The organism is Micrococcus sp. HMSC31B01 (genome assembly GCF_001816085.1).
Lineage (GTDB): Bacteria > Actinomycetota > Actinomycetes > Actinomycetales > Micrococcaceae > Micrococcus > Micrococcus luteus.
Genome location: NZ_KV825117.1, coordinates 1 through 6,576, shown reverse-complemented (window position 1 = coordinate 6,576; position 6,576 = coordinate 1). Strand labels below are relative to the sequence as shown.

General features: G+C 72.5%; 6 protein-coding genes. All 6 read left to right on the top strand.

What is annotated here, in order from left to right; translation table 11 throughout:
* The first annotated feature begins 15 nt into the window (after nt 1-15).
* A complete protein-coding gene (locus HMPREF3105_RS06330; RefSeq protein ID WP_036336560.1) occupies nt 16-1,089 on the top strand; it encodes a PhoH family protein in 1,074 nt (357 codons plus the stop codon).
* Nucleotides 1,079-1,552 carry an rRNA maturation RNase YbeY gene (ybeY, locus tag HMPREF3105_RS06325; protein WP_010078622.1) on the top strand — a complete coding sequence of 158 codons (474 nt, stop codon included), beginning with the start codon at nt 1,079-1,081 and terminating at the stop codon, nt 1,550-1,552. Before HMPREF3105_RS06330 ends, ybeY begins: the two co-directional genes overlap by 11 nt.
* 11 nt (nt 1,553-1,563) lie before the next feature.
* Nucleotides 1,564-2,889, top strand: coding sequence for a hemolysin family protein (locus HMPREF3105_RS06320; RefSeq protein WP_070708994.1), 1,326 nt, complete (start codon nt 1,564-1,566; stop codon nt 2,887-2,889).
* Between the two features lie 43 nt (nt 2,890-2,932).
* Nucleotides 2,933-3,898, top strand: a complete 966-nt coding sequence (gene era, locus HMPREF3105_RS06315; RefSeq protein ID WP_002854662.1) for a GTPase Era — start codon at nt 2,933-2,935, stop codon at nt 3,896-3,898.
* Between the two features lie 337 nt (nt 3,899-4,235).
* Entirely contained in the window at nt 4,236-5,969 is a 1,734-nt protein-coding gene (leuA, locus tag HMPREF3105_RS06310; RefSeq protein ID WP_069941925.1) for a 2-isopropylmalate synthase, read from the top strand.
* Nucleotides 5,966-6,576 (top strand): DNA repair protein RecO (gene recO, locus HMPREF3105_RS06305; RefSeq protein ID WP_070708993.1); only part of this gene is annotated, 611 nt, incomplete at its 3' end. The genes leuA and recO, both read left to right, overlap by 4 nt.

Genomic DNA, 6,576 nt, shown 5'->3' with positions numbered 1-6,576 from the left:
CCTAGACTGGTCGGGATGTCCCGCCCCCGCGACCCCGAGGTGATCCGCCCCATCGTGACCGTGCCCCCCACGACCCCGACCCCGCCCGCCACCGCGCACGAGGGGGTGGCGTTCGAGTCCGCCGACCTCATGGTCCGCACGCTCGGACCGCAGGACGCCCTGCTGCGGATCCTCGGCGGCGTGTTCCCCACCGTGGACGTCACGGTCCGCGACCAGCGGCTGGACCTGGCCGGGCCGGTGGCCGAGGTGGCCACGGTGCGGCGCGTCGTCGAGGACCTGCGCTCGATCGCCCGCCGCGACCAGGCCGTCACCCCCGAGGTGATGGGCCAGGTGGTCCACCACGTCCGCGACGCCGCCACCGGGCGCGGCGCGGGTCAGCTGCACCTGGACTCGATCCTCTCGGGCCGGGGCCGCCGCATCCGCGCGAAGACCCTGCACCAGCAGGACTACGTGGAGGCGATCGACCGCTCCACCGTCGTCTTCGGCATCGGCCCGGCCGGCACCGGCAAGACCTACCTGGCGATGGCCAAGGCGGTGCAGGCGCTGCAGGCCAAGGAGGTCAACCGGATCATCCTCACCCGCCCGGCCGTCGAGGCCGGCGAACGGCTCGGCTTCCTGCCCGGCGGGCTCTCCGAGAAGATCGACCCGTACCTGCGCCCCCTGTACGACGCGCTGCACGACATGATCGAGCCCGAGTCGATCCCGCGGCTGATGGAGGCCGGGACCATCGAGGTCGCCCCGCTGGCGTACATGCGCGGCCGCACCCTGAACGACGCGTTCGTGATCCTCGACGAGGCCCAGAACACCACCGGCGAGCAGATGAAGATGTTCCTGACCCGCCTCGGCTTCGGTGCGCGCATGGTCGTCACGGGCGACACCTCGCAGGTGGACCTGCCGCGCGGCACCCAGTCCGGCCTGGCCCAAGCCGTCGAGGTGCTCGAGGGGATCGAGGGACTGGAGATGGTCCGCTTCGACTCCTCCGACGTGGTCCGGCACTCGCTGGTGAGCGCCATCGTGGACGCCTACGACGCCGCCCGCGGGCCCGCGGAGCGGTCCCAGAAGCGAGGAGGGGCCCGCCGTGGCCGTTGAGATCCTGAACGAGTCGGGGATCGAGGTCCCCGAGGACGCGCTGCTGCGCATGGCCCGGCACGTGTACGCGCGCCTGCACGTCCACGAGCGCGCCGAGACGGCCGTGACCGTCGTGGACGCCGCGCGCATGGCCGAGCTGCACGAGGAGTGGATGGACCTGCCCGGGCCCACCGACGTGATGAGCCTGCCCATGGACGAGCTGACCCCCGGCTCGCCCGAGGCGCCGGCCGAGGGCGTGCTGGGCGACGTCGTGCTCTGCCCCGAGGTCGCCGCCGAGCAGGCGGCGCGCGGCGGGCACTCCCGTGACGACGAGCTGCTCCTGCTGCTCACCCACGGCATGCTCCACCTGCTCGGGTACGACCACGTCGAGGACGCCGAGCGCGAGGAGATGTTCACGCTCCAGGATCGGCTCGTCTCCGAGGTCCTCGGCCGGCCCGCCCCGGCCCCCACCGTCGAGGATTGAGGGCACCGCCCATGCTGACACCCGCCGTCCTTTTCGCCCTCTTCCTGGTCTTCCTCGGCCTGACCTGGACGCTGTCCCTGGCCGAGTCCGCGTTCTCCTACCTCTCCCGGCGGGATGCGGAGGACATCGTCCGCGAGCAGCCCGGCTCCAAGGTCCTGGAGATCGCCCGCGAGCGGGAGAGCCACCTCGGGGCCCTGCGGGTCTGGCGCTTCGTGGCCGAGGCCCTGTCCGCCGTCTGCCTGACCGCGGCCGCCGACGCGGTGGTGGACGACACGTGGCTCGCCGTGGCGATCGCCGCGGTCGTGCTCGTGGGCGTGGCCGCCCTGCTGGGCGTCTGGAGCCCGCGGCCGATCGGCTCCCGCAACGAGGCCGCCGTCGCCCGCCGCCTGGGCGGGCTCGTGTGGGTGCTCCGCCGGGCCCTGGGCCCGCTCGCCGCCCGACTGGACCGGGACCGGCGCCGTCGCGAGGTCGAGCCGGAGGACGAGGACGACTTCCAGGAGCGCCACCTGCGTGAGTTCGTCGCCCGCGCCCACGACGCGGACGTGCTCGCGGACTCCGAGGCGGAGCTGATCCAGTCGGTGTTCTCCATGAACGACACCATCGTCCGCTCCGTCATGGTGCCGCGCACCGACGTCGTCACCATCGACGCCGACCACACGCTCGGCCAGGCGATGGCCCTGTTCCTGCGCTCCGGCAACTCCCGCATCCCGGTGATCGGCGACGACGCCGACGACATCCGGGGCATGCTGCACCTCAAGGACGTCACCCGCGCCCTGCACCACGACGGCGCTGCGACCGACACCCCCGTCACCGAGGTCATGCGCGACGTCCGCTTCGTCCCCGAGTCGAAGTCCGTGGCGACCCTCCTGCAGGAGCTGCAGCGCGAGTCCACCCACGTGGCCGTGGTGGTGGACGAGTACGGCGGCACGGCGGGGCTCGTGACCCTCGAGGACCTCATCGAGGAGATCGTCGGCGAGATCTACGACGAGGACGACCGCCCGGACCGCCCCGAGGTGGAGTTCGTCGCGCCCGGCGTCTACTCCGTCGACGCGCGCATGGGCATCCACGACTTCCGGGAGGAGTTCGAGCTGCCGGAGGAGGACGAGGACGACGACGTCGACACGGTCGGCGGCCTGCTCGCCAAGGAGCTCGGCCGCGTCCCGATCCAGGGCTCGCGCGTCGTGGTCCAGGGGATCGAGCTCGTCGCGGACCCCCTCGAGCCCCGCCGCAACCGGGTCGCGCGCCTGCGCGTCTCCGAGACCCCCGACCGTCCGGTGCGGCTGCGCCGGCGCGAGGAGCAGGCCCACGGCGCCGAGCCCGCCGACCCCGTGGCCTGAGCCGGCCGCCCCACCCCACTCCCTGCCTGACAAGGATGACCCCATGACCGATCTCGTCGATCCGGCCCGCGCCGCGGACGGCTTCCGTTCCGGCTTCGTCTCGCTCGTGGGCCGGCCGAACGCTGGCAAGTCCACGCTGACCAACGCGCTGGTGGGGGAGAAGGTGGCGATCACCTCCTCCAAGCCGCAGACCACGCGCCACACCATCCGCGGAATCGTCCACCGCGAGGACTTCCAGCTCGTGCTCGTGGACACCCCGGGTCTGCACCGGCCCCGCACCCTGCTCGGCGAGCGCCTCAACGACCTCGTGGCGGAGACGCTCAACGAGGTCGACGCCGTGGGCATGTGCCTGCCGGCCGACGAGGCGATCGGCCCGGGCGACCGGTTCATCGCCCAGCAGCTCTCCTACCTGCACCGCACCCCGGTGGTCGCCGTGGTGACGAAGACGGACAAGGTGGGCCCGGAGCAGCTCATGGCGCAGCTCGTGGCCGTGACCGCGCTGGGCGACGAGGTCCTCGGGCCGGAGAACGGCGGGGAGGGCTTCGCGGCCGTCGTGCCGGTCTCGGCGGTGGCCGGCCGCCAGGTCGACGACGTCCTGGGCGTCTTCGCGGGCCTGCTGCCGGCCGGGCCGCCCCTCTATCCCGACGGCGAGCTCACGGACGAGCCGGAGGCGGTCATGGTGGCCGAGCTCATCCGGGAGGCGGCCCTGGAGGGCGTGCGCGACGAGCTGCCGCACTCGGTGGCCGTGGTGGTCGAGGAGATGTCCCTGCGCGAGGACCGCCCCGCGGATCGGCCCCTCATGGACGTGTGGGCGAACGTCTTCGTCGAGCGGGACAGCCAGAAGGGCATCATCATCGGCAAGGGCGGCTCCCGGCTGCGTGAGATCGGCGCGCAGGCGCGGGCGGGCATCGAGCGCATGCTCGGCACCAAGGTGCACCTGGACCTGCGGGTCAAGGTCGCCAAGGAGTGGCAGCGCGACCCCAAGCAGCTCGGCCGACTCGGCTTCTGAGCCGGAGGCCCCGGCCCGGTCGCGCACGCGCCGGAGCGGGCCGCCGTCGTCGTGCGTCACACGGGGGCGGCCTCCTGTGGCCCGGCCCACCTCGGTGCTAGGGTCGGGGGCATGTCCCTCCGCCTCGCGACGACAGCGCCGGCCACGGCCCGCCTGCTACTTCCCGGCCGCACGGGGTCCCCGTGCCAGGCCGTGATCCACGCCGCCTGAGCGCATGCGGAGGCAGGACGCCTCCCACCGGACCGGACACCCCGTGCGGAGCCCCTGACCTCCCGGTCCGGTCACCGACCATCCACCTTTCGCGCGGCCGCCGCGCGCACGTCGAGGGAGAACACGCATGAGCGCCCACCTGCAGAAGTCGTCGGGGATGAAGTTCCACAAGTACGTCCCGTTCCAGGACCAGATCGAGGTCGCCCTGCCGGACCGCACCTGGCCGGACAAGGTCATCACCGAGGCACCACGCTGGTGCGCCGTGGACCTGCGCGACGGCAACCAGGCCCTGATCGACCCCATGGGCCCCGAGCGCAAGCTGCGCATGTTCCAGCTGCTCGTCGGCATGGGCTTCAAGGAGATCGAGGTCGGCTTCCCGTCCGCCTCGCAGACCGACTACGACTTCGTCCGTCAGCTCATCGAGGGCGACCACATCCCGGACGACGTCACCATCCAGGTCCTCACGCAGTCCCGTGAGCACCTGATCGAGCGCACCTTCGAGGCGCTCGAGGGCGCCGACCGGGCCATCGTGCACCTGTACAACTCGACGTCGGTGCTGCAGCGCCGCGTGGTGTTCCGGCAGGACGAGGACGGGATCGTGGACATCGCGACCTCCGGCGCGCGCCTGGTGAAGAAGTTCGAAGAGCAGCTCAAGGGCACGCAGATCACCTACGAGTATTCGCCCGAGTCCTACACGGGCACCGAGCTCGAGTTCGCCCGGCGCATCTCGGACGAGGTGGCCACGGTCCTGGAGGCCTCGACCGACCGCAAGATGATCCTGAACCTGCCGGCGACGGTGGAGATGTCCACCCCGAACGTGTACGCCGACTCGATCGAGTGGATGCACCGCAACCTGGAGCACCGCGACTCGCTCATCCTCTCCCTGCACCCGCACAACGACCGCGGCACGGGCGTGGCCGCCGCCGAGCTGGGCTACCTCGCCGGGGCGGACCGCATCGAGGGATGCCTGTTCGGCAACGGCGAGCGCACCGGCAACGTCGACCTGGTGACGCTGGGCATGAACCTGTACTCGCAGGGCATCGACCCCATGATCGACTTCTCCGACATGGACCACATCAAGCGCACGGTCGAGTACTGCAACCAGCTGGCCGTGCCCGAGCGCTCGCCCTGGGGCGGCGACCTCGTCTTCACGGCCTTCTCCGGCTCACACCAGGACGCCATCAAGAAGGGCTTCGAGGCCATGGAGGTCGACGCGAAGGCGGCCGGCACGGACGTGGACGGCATCCCGTGGGCCGTGCCGTACCTGCCCATCGACCCGAAGGACATCGGCCGCTCCTATGAGGCCGTCATCCGGGTGAACTCGCAGTCCGGCAAGGGCGGCGTCGCCTACCTGCTCAAGTCCGAGCACAATCTGGACCTGCCGCGCCGCGCGCAGATCGAGTTCTCCCACGTCATCCAGGATCTGGCCGACTCCCAGGGCGGCGAGGTCTCCGGCGCCGACCTGTGGCGCGTGTTCCAGGACGAGTACCTGCCCGCCGACGCGGCGGAGGCGCAGTGGGGCCGCTACCGGCTCCGCTCGGTCTCCTCGGCCTCCGGTGAGGACGGCGCGTTCCGGATGGAGGCCGAGCTCGAGGTCGACGGCGTCACGCAGACCCGCACGGCGCAGGGCAACGGCCCGATCGACGCGTTCCTGCGCATCCTCGGCGAGGAGGGCGTGGACGTCCGCGTGCTCGACTACTCCGAGCACGCACTGTCCGAGGGCGGCGCGGCCATGGCCGCCGCCTACGTGGAGGCGGCCGTGGGCGACCGTGTCCTCTGGGGCGTCGGCCTGGACCACAACACCACCACCGCCTCGCTGAAGGCCGTGGTGTCCGCGGTGAACCGCGCCCTGCGCGCGTGAGCGGCTCCGGCTCCTCCCGGCGGGGTGCGCGGCACGGCGGCTACGCGGCGAACTCGTTCCGCACCGAGGCCATCGTGCTGCGCATCCACCGTCTGGGGGAGGCCGATCGCATCATCGAGGCGCTCACCCCCGAGCACGGCCTGGTCCGGGCCGTGGCCAAGGGGGTGCGCAAGACCTCCTCCCGGCTGGGCTCGGTGGTGGAGCCGTTCATGCACTCCACGCTCCAGCTCGCACGCGGCCGGGGGGAGCTGCACACCGTGAGCCAGGCGCAGCTGCTGCACCCGTACGCAACGATGCTGGCCGCTGACTACGACGCCTACACCGTCGCCGGCGCCCTCGCCGAGGCCGTCGAGCGGGTCCCCGCGGTCGACGACGACGGCCGGCGCGCCCAGTACCGCCTGTTCCACGGCGCGCTGGCCGCGCTGGCCCGCGGCGCGCACGACCCGCGCCTGATCCTGCACTCGTTCCTGCTGCGCGCGCTCGCCCAGGCCGGCTGGGCCCCGACCTTCGACCGGTGCGCCCGCTGCGGCGCCCCCGGCCCGCACACGGCACTGCACGTGGGCCTCGGCGGGGCCGGCTGCCCCGAGTGCAGGCCGCCCGGTGCCGC

Bases quoted from the DNA above. Each gene is read 5' to 3' on its own strand.
- HMPREF3105_RS06330 (WP_036336560.1), top strand. From the start codon at position 16: ATGTCCCGCCCCCGCGACCCCGAGGTGATCCGCCCCATCGTGACCGTG.
- era (WP_002854662.1), top strand. From the start codon at position 2,933: ATGACCGATCTCGTCGATCCGGCCCGCGCCGCGGACGGCTTCCGTTCC.
- leuA (WP_069941925.1), top strand. From the start codon at position 4,236: ATGAGCGCCCACCTGCAGAAGTCGTCGGGGATGAAGTTCCACAAGTAC.
- HMPREF3105_RS06320 (WP_070708994.1), top strand. From the start codon at position 1,564: ATGCTGACACCCGCCGTCCTTTTCGCCCTCTTCCTGGTCTTCCTCGGC.